Genomic DNA, 19,675 nt, shown 5'->3' with positions numbered 1-19,675 from the left:
GGTATGACGTATTTGAATTTTTTTGGAGGGTCACTTTGGCTAAAGAAGATGTCATTGAAGTTGAGGGTAAGGTAATTGATACCTTACCTAATGCTATGTTTAAAGTTGAATTAGAGAACGGAGCAACGATTTTGGCGCACGTGTCGGGTAAGATTCGGATGCATTACATCAAAATTTTACCAGGCGATCGTGTCACAGTTGAATTGTCTCCTTATGATTTAACAAAAGGTAGAATTACCTATCGTAATAAGTAAGATTCTGGAGGCAAAATAATGAAAGTTAGACCATCAGTTAAACCAATGTGTGAACATTGTAAAGTTATCAAAAGAAATGGCCGCGTTATGATTATTTGCTCTGCTAACGCTAAGCACAAACAACGCCAAGGCTAATACAAAAATAAAATAATGGAGGTGCAAAAATGGCTCGTATTGCTGGTGTCGATTTACCAAGAGAAAAGAGAATAGTTGTTGCTTTAACTTATATCTTTGGTATTGGTGATAATACTGCACAAAAAATCTTGAACGCTGCAGATGTATCTTTTGACGTTCGGACAAAAGATCTTACACCTGATCAAGAAGACAAGATTCGTGTCGAAGTTGATAAATACCGTGTTGAAGGTGACTTACGCCGTGAAGTTAGCTTGAACATCAAACGTCTGCAAGAAATCGGTTCATACCGTGGAATTCGCCATCGTCGTGGTTTACCTACACGTGGTCAAAACACTAAGAACAACGCTAGAACTCGTAAGGGTCCTAAGGTTTCTATCGCAGGTAAGAAAAAATAATAAGTAGGAGGGAACAAAATGGCTGTTAAAAAAGCATCACGCAAACGCCGTGTCAAGAAGCACATCGAAAAAGGTGTTGCTCATATCCATTCAACATTTAACAACACGTTGGTCATGATTACGGACGTTCAAGGTAACGCTATTTCTTGGTCAAGTGCTGGTGCACTTGGATTCAAGGGTAGCCGTAAGTCAACTCCATTTGCCGCACAGATGGCTGCAGAAGCAGCAACTAAGCAGGCTATGGAACATGGCATGAAGAATGTTGAAGTTTCCGTTAAGGGTCCAGGTTCTGGCCGTGAAGCTGCTATCAGAGCTTTACAAGCTACGGGTCTTGAAATTACTGCTATTCGTGACGTAACTCCGGTTCCTCACAATGGTTCAAGACCACCAAAACGTCGTCGTGTTTAGTTATCAATTTGTTTACTTAATAGCGAACAATACGTTTTGAAGGGGGCCCCAGTAATGATAGAATTTGAAAAACCAAGTATTACCGCTGTAGAACAAGATAAAAATTACGGCAGATTCGTAATTGAACCCTTGGAACGTGGTTATGGTACTACTTTAGGAAATTCACTTCGTCGTGTTTTACTAGCTTCTTTACCAGGAAGCGCAGTTAGTTATCTCCAAATTGATGGTGTTTTACATGAATTTTCAACAATTCCTGGTGTATTAGAAGACGTTACACAGATTATTTTGAATCTTAAGAAGCTTACCTTAAAGTCAATCGCGGCTGATGAAAAGTTAGCAGAAATCGATGTAGAAGGTCCCGCAACTGTTACTGCCGGCGATCTTAAAGTTGATGATGAAGTTCAAATTTTGAACCCTGATCAGTACATCGCTACGGTTGCTGAGGGAGCACATCTTCGGATGACTGTTGCCATTAAACAGGGTCGTGGGTATGTTCCAGCGGACCAGAATAAATCCGATGATATGCCGATTGGTGTTGTGCCAGTTGATTCACTATTTTCACCTATCGAAAAGGTTAACTACCAAGTCGAAGGAACCCGTGTTGGACGGAACAACGACTATGATAAGTTAACGATGGAAGTTTGGACGGATGGCTCTATTACACCTAACGATGCATTGAGTTTTGGTGCCAAGATTTTAACCGAACACCTAAACGTGTTTATGAATACAAATCTTGTAACTGAGTTCACTGATGTGATGGTGGAGAAGGAAGATACTAAGAAAGAGAAACAACTCGAGATGACTATCGAAGAGCTTGATCTTTCTGTTAGATCTTACAACTGCTTGAAACGCGCTGGTATTAACACAGTTCAAGAATTAACTGAGAAGTCCGAAGCAGACATGATGCGTGTTAGAAACCTTGGCCGCAAGTCGCTTGAAGAAGTTAAGAACAAGTTAACTGATCTTGGCTTAGGACTACGTGTAGACGATTAAAAAGATTGAATAAGGAGGGAAACTCATGGGATACCGTAAATTAGGTCGTAATTCATCTCAAAGAAACGCGATGTTGAGAGATTTGACTACTGATTTAATTATCAACGAACGCATTGTCACTACTGAAACTCGTGCTAAAGAGATTCGTAAGACTACCGAGAAGATGATTACACTTGGTAAACATGGTGACTTGCACTCTAGAAGACAAGCTGCAGCTTATGTTCGTAATGAAATTGCTGATATTCGCGAAGAGAAAGATGGTGTTGTGGTACAATCTGCACTCCAAAAACTTTTCAGTGAAATTGCACCTCGTTATGCAGAACGTAATGGTGGTTACACTAGAATGTATAAGATGGCTACACCACGCCGTGGTGACGCCGCACCTATGGTTATTATCGAGTTAGTTTAATCGATATTTGAATAATCAACCCTTAAAAATTCATTTCATAGAAGCGAGAATGAGCGTGATGATGTTGGCGTTTGCCTAGTCTAGCTTAGATAGTTAAACTATCCCTTCATGAATGATTTTTTTTTGCTCAAAAAACGGTACAATGTAATAAATGTGTTTAAAGGTGGTTGGCATGACGCAAAAGGACAATATTATTGAGGTACAAAACGTTACCTTCACTTATAATGAAGCTGAGAGACCAGCACTGCATGATGTATCTTTAAGTGTGCAAAGAGGCAGCTGGACCGCCATCATCGGTCATAATGGTAGTGGTAAGAGTACATTAGCACGTTTATTAAACGGTCTCCTCGTGCCGGATGACGAAAAGTCCAAAATTTATATTGACGGGATTGAGCTGACTGACGACACCGTCTGGCAGATTAGGAATGATATTGGAATTGTCTTTCAGAATCCTGATAATCAGTTCGTTGGAGCGACCGTCGAGGATGATGTCGCTTTTGGGATGGAGAACCGGGGCGTTTCCCGTGCAGAAATGCAGGAAGTGGTCCAACGAGTCGTGGCCGATGTCCGCATGACGGATTTCATTAAGTCCGAGCCGGCACGTTTATCCGGGGGACAGAAGCAGCGAGTGGCCATTGCCGGAATTATCGCCATTAAACCGAAGATTATTATTCTGGATGAATCGACCAGTATGCTTGATCCTGAGGGCAAGAAAGATGTCCTCGACCTAATTAGGCGGGTGAAGGAACAAAATGACCTCACGGTTGTTTCAATCACCCATGACATTGAGGAAGCGAGTGAGGCAGACGATATCATCATCTTGAATGATGGTGAAATAGTTCAAACTGGCACACCAAAAGAGATTTTTCAGCAAGTGGAATTGATTGATCGGATGGGCCTCGAGGTGCCATTCATCAACCAGCTAATTGCCCAGCTGCGGGCCAACGGCATCGATGTTCCGCTTGCAGTAACCAATGAAAGTGAGCTAACAGATTACCTGTGGAAATTAAATTCGAACATGTAGACTTCACCTATGCACCCAACACGCCGATGGCTAAGAAAGGGTTACAGGACGTAAGTTTCACACTCAAAGAGAACAGTTTTGTGGCCGTAATTGGTCATACCGGTAGCGGTAAATCCACCCTGCTACAGCATTTTAATGCGCTACTGAAGCCGACCGCCGGCACAATTAGAATTGCTGGTTTTGAAATCAATAAGGATACGACCAATAAGAGCCTGAAGGCCCTACGCAAACAAGTAGGCATGGTCTTTCAATTTCCTGAGAACCAATTATTCGAGGAGACGGTGCTGCGTGATATTGCCTTTGGTCCGAAAAACTTTGGTGTACTAGAGAAAGAGGCAATGCAACTTGCACAAACATGGCTAGAACGGGTTGGCCTATCAGAAGAGGTTGCAGAGCAGACACCGTTTGATCTGTCCGGTGGGCAGATGCGCCGCGTGGCGATTGCCGGTGTACTGGCGAGCGAACCGGACGTTTTGTTATTGGATGAACCCGCGGCTGGGCTGGATCCAAGGGGACGTTTCGAAATGATGAAAATTTTCACTGATTACCAAGCAGCGGGCCATACTGTTATCTTAATCACGCATAACATGGATGATGTGGCCTACTATGCTGACGATGTCCTGGTGCTAGAAAAGGGCGAGCTGCTGCTCCATGACACCCCAGAGCGTGTTTTTGCGGATCGCGATTGGTTGACAGCACATCACTTGGACGAGCCGACAGCCAGCAATTATGGCAGAGTATTGAGCAGGCGGGGTTTTGAGTTTAGCAAGAACCCGCTGACACTCACTAGTTTGACGCAACAGATTGTACAAAATCTCGATAAAGGATAGGCAGCAATGGATAAACTTATCTTAGGACGCTTTATCCCAGGTGATTCGATTGTTTACAAGATGGATCCCCGGGGTAAGTTGTTAGCAACATTCTTCTTCATTGGTATTATATTTCTCGCGAATAATTGGCTTACATACCTTATTGTCACGCTTTTTTCACTGGCGGCCGTTGTTGCGACGAGAATCTCACTCAAGGTATTCTGGCGTGGGGTGCGGCCGATGATTTGGTTAATCCTCTTTACAAGTGCACTGCAGGTCTTCTTTACTGCTGGCGGCCAAACCTACTATCACTGGGGGATCATTACAATTTCAGAATTTGGACTAATTAACGGCTTCTATATTTTCCTCCGGTTCGTCTTAATTATCTTGATTTCTACCGTATTGACGCTCACAACGCCACCGTTATCGATTGCTGATGCCATGGAATCTTTGTTGAAACCATTGAAGGTAATTCACTTTCCGGTCACCCAGATCGCACTAGTGATGTCCATTGCGCTCCGCTTCGTTCCGACGTTGATGGACGAGACGGTTAAAATCATGAATGCACAGCGTGCACGTGGTGTGGACTTCGGTGAGGGTAATCTTTTCAAACAGATGAAGTCGATCATTCCACTCTTAATTCCATTATTTGTGAATAGCTTAAAGATAGCTTTCGACCTGTCACAGGCGATGGAATCAAGAGGCTATCAAGGCGGCGACGGAAGGACAAAATACAGGATTCTCCAATGGCATTGGCTCGATTTAATCAATTTAGGCTACTTTGCGCTGATGACTGGCTTACTAATTATTTTTAGGACACATTAATGACAAGATATAAGATGACGATGGCTTATGACGGCCATCTTTTTCATGGCTTCCAGAAGCAGATAAAAGATCGCACGGTCCAAGAGACTGTCGAAAAAGCACTATTCAAAATGACGAAGGGGAAAGAAGTGGCTGTTCACGGCTCGGGCCGAACCGATGCAGGAGTACACGCAAAGGGACAAGTAATTCACTTTGATTACCCGGGAAATATTCCACCACAGAATATGATTAGGGCGCTAAATAGTATGATGCCACTCGATACCATCTTCTTGGCGGGGGCAATCGTCGATGCAAACTTTCACGCCCAGTTTGATACGATTGGTAAATGGTATCGTTATCGTGTTGACCTCGGGCGTTACACCGATCCCTTCAAGCGATTCTATACGGGTCATTATCCGTATCCTGTCGACATTGAACGCATTAAATTAGCTTTGCCCGCATTACTTGGAGAACACGATTTCACGAGTTTTGCAGCGAGCGGTGGTGTAATCAAGAACAAGGTACGGACGATTTATTATGCAAACGTCGAATATGATGAGGGACAAAATGAGTTCATCTTCGACTTTGTCGGAAATGGCTTCTTGTATAATATGGTACGGATTCTGGTTGCCACAGCGCTTGAAATAGGCAATGGTAGAAGACCAATTGATGATTTCAAGCGGTTAATTATGGTCCGTGATAGAAATGAGGCGAGAGCAACGGCACCAGCGAGTGGACTTTATCTGCAGGAAGTCTACTATGATGAAATTCCAGAGCAATTTCGGTTGAAATAAAATACGAATCAAGCCATGTCTACATGGCTTTTTTGACGCAACATATTGTTGCTTGTTCAAATATTCGAAACTACTCCAGATTAATTTTGATGATCTTGTTGCTAGTTCTGTTTGGTATTTTTTCTGCAAGTGTGACTATTTTCAACGTGTATCTGATGTCCTACCTGCAAACTAATGTCAATACGGATTATCTCGGAAGAGTATTCAGTCTGATATTTGTAATTAGTGGAATTTTTGTACCTATCGGTAGTCTGTTAGCCGCAACAATTGATCTGAAAGACTGGCGCGTTTTCCAGTTAATTGGTATTGGTCAAATCCTCATCTATCTGAGCCGCTTGATTACATTTCGGCTAATGTCTAAGAAAGCATAAGTGGTTTGAATTAAGAGATGACATGCATCCGTCAAACCACTAAATCATAATCTAAAATATTTGTGGCATCATTTTTTCAAAGATAAAAAAGTTTCACCCTGTTTTTGCGTAGTTATTAACACGGTGTTTCGTGGACCACATCTCTGCACATTAATGATGAGGGAGATGTTGTCTATGAAGGAATGGAAAGGTAGAAGCGGCTAATAAGTGGATTTATTCAACTTATTGAAATTCATCGAGCAGCTGGTTAATGGTTTGAAATCCATCGACTGGTTGATCAAGAAGATCAAAAAAACTCTTAATCACAAAGATTAAGAGCTAAAGCTTTCCACGAAATCACCCAAGGTCAGAGGACATCAGCCCCCTCTGGCCTTTTTTCGTACCTAAAGTGTAACACGACACACAAGTAGCAAGTCAAGTAAAAAAAACCTTGCTAAACTGCTACGAATAGTTTAACCTTAAATTCATCAACAACAAGGAGGAAACCAACATGAGAAATTCATTGTCTACTGTAGTATTAACTTGGCAAAGCCAACAGTAGGCAGGCGTGAACACGTCCTGCCAGACGCAGGTCGTGTCTATGTTGGTTCCAATTCGTCGTCTGCATAGATACCTCAATTTAGTGGTAACTATGTGGACGTTTTTATTTTCTCTGAAAACTTCCACGACCTGTGGGAGCTTTTTTTTTCGAAAACTAATGGGATTAATGGAGAAGATAAAATGAAAAAAATGATTGGCTTTATCGTATTATTATTAGCATTTCTTGGGGTGGCATTTTACTTTGGTGAACGGGAGATTTCACAGAGCAGGCAAAAGACAGATACACCAACGGTAGGTGTCTTACAGCTGATGAGTCATCCGGCGCTTGACGCTATCTATGACGGTATCAAGGATGGTTTGAAGGATGCGGGCTATGAAGTAGGCCAGGACGTCAAGATTGACTTTCAAAACGCGCAAGGAGATCAGAGTAATCTGAAGAGCATGTCCGAGAAATTCGTGAATGAGAAGGCGGCTGTAACCGTTGGGATTGCTACCCCAGCAGCTCAGGCGTTGGCAAATGCGACGATGGACATACCGATAGTTCTTGGGGCAATTACCGATCCGGTTGGCGCTAAGCTGGTAGCGAACAATAGGCGCCCGGGCGGTAATATTACAGGGGTATCCGATCAGGCACCACTAGGAGCGCAACTCGACCTGATGCAGGAAATATTACCAAAGATGAAAAACCTGGGAATTATCTACACGTCAAGCGACGATTCGGCAGCAACCCAAGCGAAAATGATGGCAACACTAGCTCAAAAGGCAGGCTTAACAGTGAAGAAGTATAGTGTGAACTCGACTAACGACATCACGCAGGTCGCCGCACAAATGGTCCAGAATGTTGATGCAGTTTTCGTCCCAACAGATAACACGATAGCTAGCTCGATGGAGACGTTAGTAGCTGCCACGAACGCCCAGAACATCCCAGTCTTCCCGACTGTTGACACAATGGTCAAACAGGGGGGCGTGGCCACGAGTGGTATCAATCAATTTAAGCTTGGCCAGGAGACGGGTAAGATGGTCGCGGCGATTCTGCAGGGGAAGAGCGAACCAGCGACAACGCCAATCCACTTTGAAAAAACGGGGCAGTTGATCATCAACAAGCAACAGGCGGATAAATTGGGACTCAAGATTCCAGCGCCAGTAATGCAAAAAGCACAAGAAAAGGGGAAAATTATTAAATGACAATCGGGGTATCAGCCATCGGGCAAGGTTTATTATTTGGTATATTGGGCATAGCGCTCTTTCTCACCTTTCGTATATTGGACTTTCCAGATATGACGGTTGAGGGTACATTTCCCTTTGGTGCGGCCGTTGCCGTGAGTGCAATTGCAAACGGTATTAACCCGCTAGTAGCGACTATTTTGGCAACATTAGCGGGCATGGTTGCGGGCCTTTCGACGGGCTTATTGACGACGAAGGGGAAAATTCCGGTGTTATTAGCTGGCATATTGGTGATGACTGGCTTATTCTCCATCAATCTCCGGGTAATGGGTCGCGCAAATCTCTCATTATTGAACCAGCCCAACCTCTTTAAACAAGGATTTCTACCGCAATTACCACCTGCTTTTGCGAGTGTTATAGTTGGCGGTTTAGTCGTGATTATCGTGGTAATCATGCTGACGCTGTTCCTGAATACGAGGCTTGGTCAAGGATTCATCGCCGCTGGTGACAATCCGAATATGGCTCGTAGTCTCGGAATCAATCCTGACCGCCAGAAAATTCTGGGCTTGGTGATTAGTAACGGTCTCGTTGGTCTAGCGGGAGGGTTAATCGCCCAGAATAATGGCTTCGCCGACGTTAACATGGGAATTGGTGTGATTGTTATTGGACTCGCGGCTATTATTATTGGCGAGGTGAGCTTCGGTAATCTGACCCTCAGCCAGCGCCTGATCGCCGTTGTTCTTGGGAGCATCATCTACCGTTTCATTTTGCTGATCGTCCTCGCGTTAGGATTCAATCCTGATGATTTGAAACTCATTTCCGCCATTATTTTGGCGTTAGTAATCATGGTGCCGACGTTAGAAGATAAATTTCGGTTAAAGCAGACTTTAACGAAGGGAGTACGAAAGGATGACTGAGGCTAAACTAGTTTTGCAAGATATTTCCGTTAGAATCTCTGCTGGGTCAGAGGTGAAAACGCTGCTCAATAATATCAACTTGACGATTGATGAAGGCGACTTCGTGACCGTGCTTGGCACGAATGGTGCCGGAAAATCGACGCTCTTCAACACAATCTCTGGCAACCTGGCGGCAACGGAGGGAAGTATTCGAATTGCTGGTGTCGACTTGACGAGGAAAAGTCCGGAGAAACGGGCGAAATTTATTAGTCGGGTATTCCAAGACCCGAAGATGGGCACGGCTCCCCGGATGAGTGTGGCGGAGAACTTGGCGTTAGCGACGCACCGCGGGGAGCGTTTGATGTTCCAGTCGCGCCAAGTACGCCAACAGATGAGTCGATTTAAAGAATTGGCGCAAAAGTCTGGTAACGGGTTGGACTTGGCGTTAGATAAGCCTACCGAGCAGCTTTCGGGCGGCCAAAGGCAGGCGCTGAGCCTCTTGATGGCCACAATTAAGTTGCCGGAGCTTTTGTTGCTGGATGAGCACACAGCAGCACTAGACCCGCATACGAGTATGGCAATTATGGGGTTGACCAATCAGATTGTGACAGAGAATAAGTTAACTGCGCTCATGATTACCCACCAATTAGATGATGCGTTGAAGTATGGTAATCGCCTGATTGTGCTCGATCAGGGCCTGATTGTGGCAGATTATAATCAACAGGAAAAGAACGAAATTACGAAGCAAGAATTACTGGAATATTTTGGTTAGCAACACATCTATTGAAAAGAACAATCTAGAAATTGTGAATAAACAAATAAAATTCCTACCAACAAATTTTGGTAGGAGTTTTTTAGTTTACAGATTGAATGAGGTTCATAGAACAACTTAATGGTCGTGAGTATGCTAGTGAAAAAAAATCATAAAAATCATGTTAACCAACCTTTGACCCAAAGGTGTTTTGACTTTACGGCCGCCTTCTTCGTATTTATTTTGAATGTAGAATAGCTTTTTACCATGTGGCATAACGGCTACCCAACGACCACCATTTTTTTGCCAGTAATACGGTTTGGAATAGGGTTCATCCAGCAGGACATTCTTAAATTGATAGTCGGGCAAATTTGCTTGGATGAATTTTTTCATTTTCTTTGCATCGTAATGGTACCTTACTTGCTGCGTGATTTTCTCCCAGTTCTCCTGCATTTGCTCAGGTAACTGGTCTAAAGCTATTTCAAAAGGCTGGGTGTCTTCAGTAGTCGAATAAATTAAGCTATGCTGGATGTTTATTCTCGTTGCACGCCAAATTCGGAGGTCCTGGGTGCGCGACTTAAATTGTTGATAAAGCTGATTGATGCGATGGATGTCGCACAATTTATCATAAAAAATGCAATTGTAATCCTGATATTCAGTTTTGCGCTCTTTAGTGTTCTAATAATATTAGAAATTGTAATGCGGCGCTCTGAGCGAATAGGTCAACAGAATAAAATTTAATACTTAGAGGAGAACTATATAATGAACAAAAAGGTTTTAATTACCGCAGCAGCGCTAACATTCGTCTTTGTTGGCTGCAGCAATCAAGCCACGAATCAAAAGGCCGAGGAAAAGATTCCTAGTGCTTCCGCTATCCTGAAGAAGACAACCGCTAATCAGAAAAAGCAGGATAACGTTCATCTAGCAGTCGATACTGTTGCTGGTATTGCTGATGAAAAAATGAAAATGCTGGTTGATGCTGATTTCAGTTTTAAACCAGTAGCAATGGATGGCAAATATAGCATGGCAATTGACGATGATAGTCGGGAATTTAGAATTTATGCGGCAAAGGATAAATTTTACCTCAAGGATGATGAGCACGAATGGCAAGATATGTCTGATCAATCTGACAGTTTAGGAATTGATTTGGATTCGTTGATCAGTCACGCGAATGGTGCAGATACGGCTGATTTATCGGCTGATGCCAAGAAAGCAGCCAAAGTAACCGAAATAAATGGTAACTATACGATCAAAATGAAGCTTACTGGTAAGGCCGCAGATAAGCTGATAAAGAAGGGGAATGAATCGCTCGATATGTCAAAATCCGTAGCTGCCAAGACCAAGGTAAAGTCGGTTAATTATCACTACGTGATTGACAAAAAGACGTCGTTACCCGAACAGCTAAAAGTGAAAATTAAGCTGGATCTTGGGGGTGCAGCGATGACTGAAACTATCGATTCGAAATATAGTAGATGGAATGAATCAGCTGTTACTGAACCTAAACTTTAAGTGTTAGGTGCATCGCACACAAAAAAAGCGACTCGCAGATTTTTTGCGAGTGGCTTTTCTAGTAGAACAGATTTCGATAGAAATCCTATTAAGCTGCTTCTTCAGCGCTGTCGTCAGCTGCATTGTTCTGAACCCAACCAAGTACAAGTCGTGAGAATGGTCCCACAATTAGTAGTTGATATAGGAAAGCAGCAATAAGGTTCATGCCCCAAGTCTTCAGGTATGTTCCGAGGAAGTCGGCAGGAATGCCACCCTCCATTAGCATGCCAAACAGTGACATGAAGGTTACCATACCAAGGATCATGAATGTGGAGATGGTCAGGATCAGCTGTAATTTACTTTCCTTATTAATAGGTAGGGAAAATGCAATTTTTTTTGCAACAATTCCCACCACGAAGTTGTCGAGAATAAATGCGACAACGAAGCCAGGAACTAGGCCAGTTGCTAAAGCAACTAAGCTGAATGAATTGTGAATTACCAGATTATAAATACTCATTCCAAGCACCATCAAGAAACACATTAACGAACCAAAAATCAAACCTTCTTTTTTATTTGTAGGCATAAACAAATCTCCTTTTTCTAGATTACTTAAACGTTAGGAAAAATGGCAAAAAAATAGCCAACAATTCCAGAAGTGTACGCTGCATCTGGCAGAGTACAGAACCCTCGGAATTGGAGGTTTTAAACACGCATTCCTACAGTAAGTGTAAGTGGTGAAGCTTTTTTGGAACTTCAATTAACCAGTATACACACTTTTGTATTTGTGTGTAAGTAAAAGATATGAGAATTTTACTTGACTTGTTCCTTTAGCGTCGTGTTACACTGGGGGTACGAAAAAAGCCAGAGGTTGGCGTAGACCTCTGACCTTGGGTGATTTCGTGGAAGGCTTAGCTCTTAATCTTTGTGATTAAGAGTTTTTTTGATCTTCTTGATCAACCAGTCGATGGCTTTCAAACCATTAACCAGCTGCTCGATGAATTTCAATAAGTTGAATAAATCCACTTACTAGCCGCTTCTACCTTTCCATTCCTTCATAGACACCATCCCCCTCAACTTTAATCTGCAGAGATGTGGTCCACGAAACACCTTGTTAATAAATACGTGAAAATAGGGTGAAACTTTTTTATTTTACGAGGAAATTTGGCCTAGGACATTTTCGTTTGCGATTACTTGAGACATTATCACTTGCGAACGACATTGACACATATTCGACAAAACGAAAATTTGACAAACGTTCTAAAATCAGGTACATTATTCAAGTATTGTTTGTCCACCGATAAGCCCCGGAACTTATTGTATGTCAAACATGAAAACGGAGGAAAGAACATTGCGTACAACCCCATTAGCAAAACCAGGTGAAATTGAACGTAAATGGTATGTACTTGACGCAACTGGTGTTTCACTAGGTCGTGTGTCAACTGCTGCTGCTACTATCTTGAGAGGTAAGAACAAACCTCAATTCACACCAAATACTGACACAGGTGATTTTGTAATCATCATTAATGCGGACAAATTAGTCCTTACAGGTAAGAAAGCTACTGACAAGATTTACTACCGTCATTCTGATTACCCAGGTGGTTTGAAGTCAATTAGTGCTGGCGAATTACTTGCACAGAGCCCAAAGAAGCTTGTTGAAAAGTCTGTTAAGGGAATGCTGCCAAAGAATTCTCTTGGTCATGATCAACTTCTTAAGTTACATGTTTATGCAGGTGCAGAACATGAACACCAAGCTCAACAACCAGTATTATTAGACATTAACAAATTAATCTAGGAGGACAATTATAGTGGCTCAAACAGTTGCATATACAGGCACAGGCCGGCGCAAGAGCTCAGTAGCTCGCGTACGTCTGGTTCCTGGTAAAGGTCAAATTACAGTTAACAAAAAAGATGTTGCAGATTACATTCCTTCATCTTTGGCTATTCAAGATTTGAAACAACCATTAGATATCACTGAAACAGAAGGTCAATACGACATCTTCGTTAACGTTAACGGTGGTGGTTTCACTGGACAAGCCGGCGCAATCCGTCACGGTATTGCTCGTGCCTTACTTCAAGTAGATCCAGATTTCCGTGGAGCTCTTAAACGTGCAGGTATGCTGACACGTGATTCACGGATGAAGGAAAGAAAGAAGCCAGGCCTGAAGAAGGCTCGTAAAGCTTCACAATTCTCAAAACGTTAATATTTACGTTCAAGAATGTTTTTATATCAACGTTTTCGAGATTTCAGTTGGTCACCTATGGTCACAATGCTATAGGGATTCCAATAGATTTAAAGCATTCGCATCTTGCGAGTGCTTTTTTTCTGGCAGTAATTCCAGATAATATTTTTCAGTAGTTAAGATTGAATCATGTCCTAATCTACGACTAACATAAGATAAAGGTATATTATTACTAAATAAAAAAGAAGCGTGTGAACTGAACCCCTTAAGTTGTTTTTCTCCAACTTAAGGGGTTCACTTAATATTGTCTTATTTAGAAATTTTTTAGTTATTACTTGTATTTTTATTTAATAGAGGTAGAATAAGCATCAGAAAATATTTAATATTCAAGAAGAATGAAAACATGAAAAGCGTATCTAAGAGTTTTGTGTCTTTAATGGCAGCTACAATGTTATTGACAGCAGGAGAAGAATGGTTTCTAATACTGTTAATGCTTCTACATTAAATTCGGCTGAAAGTAGCTTGAATAATAAGAATAGTGAAGATACTTGGCAGAATGTGAAGTTAATGAATGGAACTGAAATGCAAATTCTTCCAGATAATTCTTCAAAATTAAGTGGGAAGATTAAGTATAACGGTCAAATCTCTTCATATCACATCATTTCAAACAATGGTATATATACTATCTATTTGAATAATAAAGAAGTGTATTCAGTTGATGTAAATGATAGCCAGTTACCCACAACAAGTGTAGGCGGTTTTAGTCCGTTTATTAATTTTACATATGCAAATTGTAAGGTAGCATTTAAACATGCAGGTAGAAAGTATTATTACTTGACGACAGAGAAATATAGTGCAGATACATTAAGAAGATTAAAAGGAGCTACTAAGGATATTATTATTGGTTTACTTGGCTTTGTTCCTGTAGTTGGTCCCTATGTTTCTGGTGGTGGTTTAGCCTACACTGTTTATAATGATATTTTTGGAAAGAATCCGAAAAATAAATGGTATACGGTAAAGGAATATTGTACTAGAGGATATGAGTATTATGCGTGGAAAACTTATACCTATACTGATTCTCATAGAAAACATCTGCAATCTGTTAAATGGGAGTATAAAAAAGTACTATGAGAAAAATTTTGACTAGTAAAATTGCTAAAAGCATATTAGCGTTTATGTTTATATTTTTTACAGGTTGGTTTTCTGCAAGATTAGTACATACCGGAAAAGCTGAATCGACATATGACTATTTTATTTTAGGAGGATTTAGTCTAGTTTTAGGTGTTTTGGAACTATATCGATTAGTAAAAAGTAAGTAACCTAAAACTTCAAAATTTAAAGTAATAAAAACACTGTTAAATGATGACTGATTGATATCATGGTTTAACAGTGTTTTTATGTAAAAATAGAATTTTAGAAAACTAAATGACGCTTATTTAATAGTCTTCTTATTTTTATGATTCAGTAAGATAATCGACTTAAAATGGTCACAATTGGTCACAAAGTTTTCCAAGTAGAAGAATTTTGTTCCAGTTTTTTCCATATGATGTGCTAATTAATTAAAAATTGTATGGATTCAAATGGATTAACCTTGATAGTTAGGTAACTTTGTTCCTGTTACAATAACTTAAAATTCTCAAAACGTTAATATCCAGATTGGCGTTTTTAGACAAGATACTCACCGATTGGTGAGTATTTTTTTGTAGAAATTACCACAAAAATAGGTTGAGAAAACGACGTGATTTTCTCAACCAAATATAAATAATCACTGCAGGTAGCTCAGTGTAGCAGCACCCACTGCCTTGCTGACAATCAAGATAGCATCTTCGTTCATCAAAAAGTCGGGGCTGTGGTGCGGATGATTCAGACCATCTGCGGCTTGTGCACCAACGTAGATGAAGCTACTCGGCTTAGCTTGTGCGAAGTATGCGAAATCCTCCGAAGGATCTTGTGGACCCCGTTCAGGACGCCGGCGGCGAGCATTACCTTGGCACCGCCGGGTGAGACCTCTTCAGCTGTCTGTTGAATGATCCGGATGCTCCCCTTTAGAGTTGCTCCTTTAATTCGATTAACGAATTTGCGAGTACCATCATATATGCCGTGTGGGCATCGTGGCCACAGGCATGCATGACAACAGGATTCTGTGATTTGAAGGGGAGGTCATTATCTTCTTGAATGGCCAACGCATAGAAATCAGCACGTAAAGCAAGCTTTTTTCCGGGGTGGTCTCTATCAATATCGACTGCAAAGCCATAGCCTTCACCGAAGTCGGTGACCGTACAGTCCAAGTCTCGATAGAAAGCCTTGATGTATGCGGCCGTCTCTTTCTCTTGAAACGAGACTTCCGGGTGTTCGTGGAGGTGGCGCCGAATTGCGACCATCTCTTCCTCCGCAGCATCTAATTTACGCATTAATTCTGTTTGTACTGTCATTTTGCTTTCCTTTCCTTAAAATAAAAACGATTCCTACGATGTTTTGTAGTAACCGTTTGTGTCTTTGAAACTTCTGTAGCGCTAACCAATCTAATTGTAGGTCTTACGTTTTTAGTCTGTCAATGAATACGGAAATTCAGCAAGATTATCTGATCATTTAGTTACGACAACCTTACCAAGCATGTGGTTTGTTTCCACAAATCTGAGTGCCTCACGCAAGTTAACGGCGCTGATTGGGCTGAGCGTTTTGGTGACCGTACTTTTTATTTTTGCGGAATCTAGGAGATCAGCAATAATGTTGAGAATCTCGTGTTGGCTTTTCAGATCCGCAGTATTGTCTGACTGATTTTGCGATGACGCTTGAGGATGTTATAACTGAAATGGAAAAGTGGGGTAACCGCTACAACGCGGCCAATAGTGCAGCATCTTTGAAAGCGTGAATGTAATTTGGCTTTTTGACTTTGACGAATCCGATCGTGTTTATGATTCATGGAAAGTACTGACTACGCCAGTTTTTTTAAAATATTAAGCAAAGAATTAAATCACACTGTTACCAAACCGCAAAGTAGCACCGATGTTTTGGACCATGATACGCTAGGTATATAAGGTTACGAGATTACATTGTTAGCTTACTAAGGAGGTAACTTATGACAACAACTCTTACCCAGACTAATTTGAAATCGTTACTAGCTAAACTTGACCAAGGACCGTTTATCTCGCTTTATTTGCCAATCGAACAGACACGCCAAAGTACTAAAAACCGGTTGGTTCTGAAACAGCTACAAAAATCTGCGGCCGAGCAATTTACAGCCAACTATCCCGCATTAGACTGGGAGAAATTTGACCGCCAGTTAGACCAACTGCCTGATGATTTACTAGCGGCTGACAGTGATTTACCACAAAGCTTCGGGGTAATCGTGAGTGCCACTCAACAGGTTGTCTTGCCTTTGAAAATTGACGTTGAACCTCAAGTTAACGTGGCTGACTGGCCCAATTTACTACCATATATTGGGACGCAGCAATTGGCCGTGAATTTCGACCTGTTGACACTCAACCAGGACTCATTTGTGCTCTTTGAAGTAAGTGAGGGTGAAGTGCATGAGCTGGAGTTGCCAGGGGATGCACCGACGAACTTACAAAAGGCGTTGGGAACGGAATTAAGCGGTGGCGAGACAAACTTCCGCTCGTTCACGAACGGTCAGAGTGGCGGCGTCGGCGTTCACGGGCATAACACTTTGGACGCGGAGAAAGAGATTGACCACCGCAACTACTATCAAGCTGTGGCTGATTATCTGAATGGGCTGATTGCTGAGCGCAAAAGGGCTGTGATTCTCTTCGCCCTGCCAGAGAATCAGAGCCTCTTCCGGCAGATTAATAAGAATCCATATGTCTCTGAGCAGTTAAGTATCCAGAAATCGCCGTTAAATCTCAGTTTAACCCAGATGAAAAGTGAAATAGCACCGCTCCAGAAACAATGGCAGGCTGGGTTAGTAGCGATTTTGCAAGACAGGTACGATGCCGCACGCAGTCAGCAATTAGCGCTAAGCGATCGCACGGAAATCCTGGAAGCCGCTCGAATGGGTAGGATTGATACGCTATTGATTAACCGGAGTGAAGTCCTGACAGCTCCAAGCGACTGGCTGCTAGAACTGAGTGATCAGGTGCTCCAATATCAGGGAAGGGTGCGAATTCTCCCTGAAGATGATTATCCTGCCACAGAACCCGTGGTGGCAATCGCCCGTTATTAAGTAATCAGGGAAAGATCCTGTTTCAACCGGAATAGGCTGGTAGGGCGATATAAAAGTTAGACAAATTTAGAATATTAAACTGTTAAGGCATGATTTCGGCAATGAACCGGGCTCATGCCTTTAATTTCATAACCATTAATGTTAGTAAGCCTGTATGCTATAATCAGTTAAAAATGAATTGAGGCGCGAAAGATGAATGCAGACTAGTTCCTGTTAGACTTTGACCCAGATCAAAAGGCGGTCCTCGAGCCTCGGACGGAGAAACTCCCGTTTAAATTTCAGCGACGATTATTATTTGCATTCGTTGAACGTGAGGATGTTGAGCATTTCCTGGAGCAGGTCCCCCACGTAATTGCAGGCAAATTTGAGACCATCTCATTTAGCCCAAATGTCTACGAAGTTGATTATCACGGTGAGAAATTCACACTGTGCCAAGCACCACTGGGTGCGCCGGCAGCGACACAATTGCTAGATTGGCTTATTTCCTACGGCGTAGAGCAGGTTCTGGCTTTTGGTAACGCAGGTGCACTCATTGATTTACCAGAGAATGCCATGTTGATCTCCATAAGGGCACTTCGTGATGAGGGGACCTCGTTTCATTACATAAAACCCGGTCAGTTTGTTGATTTACAGTCGGCTTTCCTGGATCAAATTGAAGATATTCTGAATGAGCTTGGCCAGACATATGCGGAAATTACGACCTGGACCACGGATGGTTTCTTCAGAGAGACACCAAGAAAGGTGAAGGAATTTCGGCAGCTGGGTGCGGCGATGGTCGAAATGGAATGTGCTGGGATGGCTGCATGTGCGCAATTTAGAAAGATTGACTTTGCCCCAATTCTCTTCGCGGCGGACTCTTTGGCGGACGTTTTGCATTATGATTATCGTAGCTGGGGTGCACAAGCCCATCGACTAGGCCTAGGAATTGGTGCACAAGTGTTAGCTAAACTATAACAAAGTGTGTTAATATTGCCGTGACCCACTGAGTTAATCCCTAGCTTAGGCTTGCGCCTTTCTCCGCGCACGCATTTCTTGATCGAGCCGCTTTTGCGCACTCTTTGCACCGCGTAGGAGATCATGCTCTTTTTTTCTGTCCGAATATTTGCCAAATAAATTATCCAGATTATAGCCGGCAGGGTACAGTTCTGTAGCCGGTGTGATCAACTCGATGCGCTTCTTCAGCACCTCTTTAATTTCATCATCTTGAGAGATTAGAAGCGTGTCTTGCATCTCATCTTCATCCTTGAAAATCAAAGCTGGCGTATGATTGGTCTTCACGAGCACGCGGTCACCGCGTTTAAATAGGGGACGTGTGTTCTTTTTTAGTGTACTTTTTTGCGTGATATTTTTAAATTCAATCTTGTCTAACTGATAATCAGCGTGATTGATGTAGTGCGCAGCACGCTGCACAACAGCGGGAGTGATCTGCATCTTCCGGGCGATCCATAAAGCCTGGCTGGCGCCAACTTGCCCCAACTGCAGTTGGTATTTCGGCGTTAAGGTCTCATTATCAAAGGCCATCGCTGCGGGAATAAAGTCCGCGTGGCGCTCGGCAAAGTTCTTGATTTCAGCATAGTGGGTGGTAGCAACGATTAGCCCGCCCATGCGATACAAGGACTCCATCACGGCAATTGCGAGAGCAGCACCTTCTCCTGGCTCCGTGCCACTCCCAAGCTCATCCAGCAGAATCAGCGTGTTTCGTCCTGTGTGCCGGAGAATTGTGGCAATCTGGGCCACGTGAGCGGAGAACGTGCTCAACTCATTCGGAGTGAGAATGAGGCCCTTGGCGATTTTTTTGAAAAGCGCATCGATCCTCGTAATCCCCATGAAGGGCACGTGCTGCCCGCTGTCTAAGATGAAACGAGCCTCCTTAGTTTCTTGTTGCCAATTGCTAACAGTGGCCAGGTTAGACGACGGCAAAGTCGCATCAAGCCTTTCCTTTGTGTGATTTCCCAGCACGTAGTGGGCAACCTGTTCTCTAATTTGGTCGAATTGAATTTTATTAAGCATTGCGGTATTCATGTAGTGGTATTCTCCTGTAAAAAAGGTACCTGAGCACACAAAAAAGGTAGCAAGCTAC

The 19,675-nt window shown here is 42.5% G+C and carries 25 protein-coding genes and 2 pseudogenes; 21 read left to right on the top strand and 6 right to left on the bottom strand.

Annotation, left to right across the window (positions count from 1 at the left end):
• Window positions 1-35: 35 nt before the first annotated feature.
• The 14 genes from infA to LA20533_RS02290 all read left to right on the top strand — a co-directional run bounded on the left by infA (window position 36) and on the right by LA20533_RS02290 (window position 9,768).
• Window positions 36-254: a translation initiation factor IF-1 gene (gene infA, locus LA20533_RS02355; protein ID WP_054745365.1), complete on the top strand. Its 219-nt coding sequence runs from the start codon at window positions 36-38 to the stop codon at window positions 252-254.
• Window positions 255-272: 18 nt separating this feature from the next.
• A complete protein-coding gene (rpmJ, locus tag LA20533_RS02350; protein WP_075362782.1) occupies window positions 273-389 on the top strand; it encodes a 50S ribosomal protein L36 in 117 nt (38 codons plus the stop codon).
• A gap of 29 nt (window positions 390-418) precedes the next feature.
• Window positions 419-784, top strand: a complete 366-nt coding sequence (rpsM, locus tag LA20533_RS02345) for a 30S ribosomal protein S13 (protein WP_056946605.1) — start codon at window positions 419-421, stop codon at window positions 782-784.
• Between the two features lie 18 nt (window positions 785-802).
• Window positions 803-1,192, top strand: a complete 390-nt coding sequence (gene rpsK / locus LA20533_RS02340; protein WP_056946602.1) for a 30S ribosomal protein S11 — start codon at window positions 803-805, stop codon at window positions 1,190-1,192.
• A gap of 54 nt (window positions 1,193-1,246) precedes the next feature.
• Window positions 1,247-2,185 (top strand): DNA-directed RNA polymerase subunit alpha, encoded by a 939-nt coding sequence (locus tag LA20533_RS02335; RefSeq protein ID WP_054745378.1) that lies wholly within the window; start codon window positions 1,247-1,249, stop codon window positions 2,183-2,185.
• A gap of 25 nt (window positions 2,186-2,210) precedes the next feature.
• On the top strand, window positions 2,211-2,594 hold the full coding sequence (rplQ, locus tag LA20533_RS02330) for a 50S ribosomal protein L17 (protein WP_056946601.1): 384 nt from the start codon (window positions 2,211-2,213) through the stop codon (window positions 2,592-2,594).
• 172 nt (window positions 2,595-2,766) lie between these two features.
• Window positions 2,767-3,618: an energy-coupling factor ABC transporter ATP-binding protein gene (locus tag LA20533_RS02325; protein ID WP_054745380.1), complete on the top strand. Its 852-nt coding sequence runs from the start codon at window positions 2,767-2,769 to the stop codon at window positions 3,616-3,618.
• On the top strand, window positions 3,594-4,448 hold the full coding sequence (locus LA20533_RS02320) for an energy-coupling factor transporter ATPase (RefSeq protein WP_054745382.1): 855 nt from the start codon (window positions 3,594-3,596) through the stop codon (window positions 4,446-4,448). The genes LA20533_RS02325 and LA20533_RS02320 overlap by 25 nt, the downstream gene beginning before the upstream one ends.
• Window positions 4,449-4,454: 6 nt before the next feature.
• Window positions 4,455-5,252, top strand: coding sequence for an energy-coupling factor transporter transmembrane component T family protein (locus tag LA20533_RS02315; RefSeq protein ID WP_056946599.1), 798 nt, complete (start codon window positions 4,455-4,457; stop codon window positions 5,250-5,252).
• Window positions 5,252-6,025: a tRNA pseudouridine(38-40) synthase TruA gene (truA, locus tag LA20533_RS02310; RefSeq protein ID WP_054745384.1), complete on the top strand. Its 774-nt coding sequence runs from the start codon at window positions 5,252-5,254 to the stop codon at window positions 6,023-6,025. Before LA20533_RS02315 ends, truA begins: the two co-directional genes overlap by 1 nt.
• A gap of 89 nt (window positions 6,026-6,114) precedes the next feature.
• Window positions 6,115-6,396 (top strand): hypothetical protein, encoded by a 282-nt coding sequence (locus LA20533_RS02305; protein ID WP_056946597.1) that lies wholly within the window; start codon window positions 6,115-6,117, stop codon window positions 6,394-6,396.
• A 720-nt stretch (window positions 6,397-7,116) separates the two neighbouring features.
• Window positions 7,117-8,121: a tryptophan ABC transporter substrate-binding protein gene (gene trpX / locus LA20533_RS02300; protein ID WP_056946595.1), complete on the top strand. Its 1,005-nt coding sequence runs from the start codon at window positions 7,117-7,119 to the stop codon at window positions 8,119-8,121.
• Complete coding sequence (locus tag LA20533_RS02295) at window positions 8,118-9,017, top strand: ABC transporter permease (RefSeq protein WP_054745388.1); 900 nt, start codon at window positions 8,118-8,120, stop codon at window positions 9,015-9,017. The genes trpX and LA20533_RS02295 overlap by 4 nt, the downstream gene beginning before the upstream one ends.
• Complete coding sequence (locus LA20533_RS02290) at window positions 9,010-9,768, top strand: ABC transporter ATP-binding protein (protein WP_056946593.1); 759 nt, start codon at window positions 9,010-9,012, stop codon at window positions 9,766-9,768. The genes LA20533_RS02295 and LA20533_RS02290 overlap by 8 nt, the downstream gene beginning before the upstream one ends.
• 135 nt (window positions 9,769-9,903) lie before the next feature.
• On the opposite strand, the gene LA20533_RS08535 is transcribed toward LA20533_RS02290, so the two are convergent.
• A complete protein-coding gene (locus LA20533_RS08535) occupies window positions 9,904-10,140 on the bottom strand; it encodes a hypothetical protein (protein ID WP_156849154.1) in 237 nt (78 codons plus the stop codon).
• A 369-nt stretch (window positions 10,141-10,509) separates the two neighbouring features.
• Between LA20533_RS08535 and LA20533_RS02280 the strand changes: the two genes are divergently transcribed.
• Window positions 10,510-11,256 (top strand): DUF6612 family protein, encoded by a 747-nt coding sequence (locus tag LA20533_RS02280; RefSeq protein ID WP_056946590.1) that lies wholly within the window; start codon window positions 10,510-10,512, stop codon window positions 11,254-11,256.
• Window positions 11,257-11,344: 88 nt separating this feature from the next.
• Here the strand turns inward: LA20533_RS02280 and LA20533_RS02275 are convergent, their stop codons facing one another.
• Window positions 11,345-11,818, bottom strand: coding sequence for a DUF2798 domain-containing protein (locus LA20533_RS02275; protein ID WP_056946587.1), 474 nt, complete (start codon window positions 11,816-11,818; stop codon window positions 11,345-11,347).
• Between the two features lie 765 nt (window positions 11,819-12,583).
• Here LA20533_RS02275 and rplM point away from each other — a divergent pair.
• On the top strand, window positions 12,584-13,027 hold the full coding sequence (gene rplM, locus LA20533_RS02270) for a 50S ribosomal protein L13 (protein ID WP_054745398.1): 444 nt from the start codon (window positions 12,584-12,586) through the stop codon (window positions 13,025-13,027).
• A 13-nt stretch (window positions 13,028-13,040) separates the two neighbouring features.
• A complete protein-coding gene (gene rpsI, locus LA20533_RS02265; RefSeq protein WP_056946585.1) occupies window positions 13,041-13,436 on the top strand; it encodes a 30S ribosomal protein S9 in 396 nt (131 codons plus the stop codon).
• Between the two features lie 69 nt (window positions 13,437-13,505).
• Here the strand turns inward: rpsI and LA20533_RS08760 are convergent.
• Window positions 13,506-13,670: pseudogene (locus LA20533_RS08760) on the bottom strand (site-specific integrase); the annotation flags it as partial.
• A 216-nt stretch (window positions 13,671-13,886) separates the two neighbouring features.
• On the opposite strand from LA20533_RS08760, the gene LA20533_RS02260 reads away from it, so the two are divergent.
• Both LA20533_RS02260 and LA20533_RS02255 read left to right on the top strand, forming a co-directional pair.
• Complete coding sequence (locus LA20533_RS02260; protein ID WP_236693770.1) at window positions 13,887-14,546, top strand: hypothetical protein; 660 nt, start codon at window positions 13,887-13,889, stop codon at window positions 14,544-14,546.
• A gap of 8 nt (window positions 14,547-14,554) precedes the next feature.
• Entirely contained in the window at window positions 14,555-14,734 is a 180-nt protein-coding gene (locus LA20533_RS02255) for a hypothetical protein (protein ID WP_236702812.1), read from the top strand.
• A gap of 446 nt (window positions 14,735-15,180) precedes the next feature.
• Here LA20533_RS02255 and LA20533_RS02250 read toward each other — a convergent pair.
• Both LA20533_RS02250 and LA20533_RS02245 read right to left on the bottom strand, forming a co-directional pair.
• Window positions 15,181-15,847, bottom strand: a pseudogene (locus LA20533_RS02250) (M20/M25/M40 family metallo-hydrolase).
• A gap of 153 nt (window positions 15,848-16,000) precedes the next feature.
• Window positions 16,001-16,153 carry an oxidoreductase gene (locus LA20533_RS02245; protein ID WP_335622592.1) on the bottom strand — a complete coding sequence of 51 codons (153 nt, stop codon included), beginning with the start codon at window positions 16,151-16,153 and terminating at the stop codon, window positions 16,001-16,003.
• A 341-nt stretch (window positions 16,154-16,494) separates the two neighbouring features.
• Here LA20533_RS02245 and LA20533_RS02240 point away from each other — a divergent pair, with 341 nt between their 5' ends.
• Window positions 16,495-17,595: a baeRF6 domain-containing protein gene (locus LA20533_RS02240; RefSeq protein WP_056946583.1), complete on the top strand. Its 1,101-nt coding sequence runs from the start codon at window positions 16,495-16,497 to the stop codon at window positions 17,593-17,595.
• A gap of 210 nt (window positions 17,596-17,805) precedes the next feature.
• Window positions 17,806-18,549, top strand: coding sequence for a nucleoside phosphorylase (locus tag LA20533_RS02235; protein WP_054745404.1), 744 nt, complete (start codon window positions 17,806-17,808; stop codon window positions 18,547-18,549).
• A 45-nt stretch (window positions 18,550-18,594) separates the two neighbouring features.
• Here LA20533_RS02235 and LA20533_RS02230 read toward each other — a convergent pair whose 3' ends face one another.
• Window positions 18,595-19,617: a MutS-related protein gene (locus LA20533_RS02230; RefSeq protein WP_056946580.1), complete on the bottom strand. Its 1,023-nt coding sequence runs from the start codon at window positions 19,615-19,617 to the stop codon at window positions 18,595-18,597.
• Between the last annotated feature and the right edge of the window lie 58 nt (window positions 19,618-19,675).

Origin of the sequence: Amylolactobacillus amylophilus DSM 20533 = JCM 1125, from assembly GCF_001936335.1 — a bacterium.
In the GTDB taxonomy this organism is placed as follows: domain Bacteria; phylum Bacillota; class Bacilli; order Lactobacillales; family Lactobacillaceae; genus Amylolactobacillus; species Amylolactobacillus amylophilus.
The sequence above is the reverse complement of the archived record's forward strand: the minus strand, read 5'-3'. Positions and strand labels throughout refer to the sequence as shown.